Annotated in this window: 1 protein-coding gene; it reads left to right on the plus strand. The window is 49.4% G+C overall.

All coding sequences use genetic code 11. From position 1 onward, the window contains the following. The coding region (locus AC1DP6_RS36495; protein WP_477059310.1) for an Ig-like domain-containing protein at window positions 1-773 on the plus strand (773 nt) is incomplete at both ends.

Below are 773 nucleotides of genomic sequence, written 5' to 3' on the forward strand. Positions count from 1 at the left end.
GGCATTACCCTGGGCGCTGCGATCACCGGTATTGTTAAGGATGCTGCGGGTAACAACGCGGTACTTACACTTCCTGCGGTAAACACCACAGGTGTACTCGTAAATACAAACATACCTGGCGTGGCAGTGACTACTGCCGCTACTTCTCCGCTGAATCAGCCATTCACGGCCACAGTTATCTTTACAGAAGCAGTAACCGGATTTGTAGTAGGAGATATTACYGCTACCAATGCTACATTAAGTGCATTCCAGACAACAGACAACATTACGTATACCGTCCTCGTCACACCTACGGCTAATGGTACTGTGACTATACAGATACCGGCAAGTGTAGCCGTGAACGTTGGTAACAACCCAAATACCGCTTCCAATATTCTAAGCCGCGTTTATGATGGCACGGCGCCTACTATTACATCGATAGATGTACCGGCTAATGGCATTTATCACCTCGGTGAAGGACTCCGTTTCAAAGCACATTTCAGTGAGTCCATCGTTGTAACAGGCACGCCTACACTCGATATCACCATTGGTGGCACTACCCATCAGGCTACCTATCAGGGCGGTACTGGCACAGATACATTAGGTTTCCTCTATATAGTGCAGGCCGGAGATCTGGATATGGACGGCATTACCCTGGGCGCTGCGATCACCGGTATTGTTAAGGATGCTGCGGGTAACAACGCGGTACTTACACTTCCTGCGGTAAACACCACAGGTGTACTCGTAAATACAAACATACCTGGCGTGGCAGTGACTACTGCCGCTACTTCTCC

The sequence above is a fragment of the Chitinophaga sp. 01L420 genome (genome assembly GCF_056399985.1).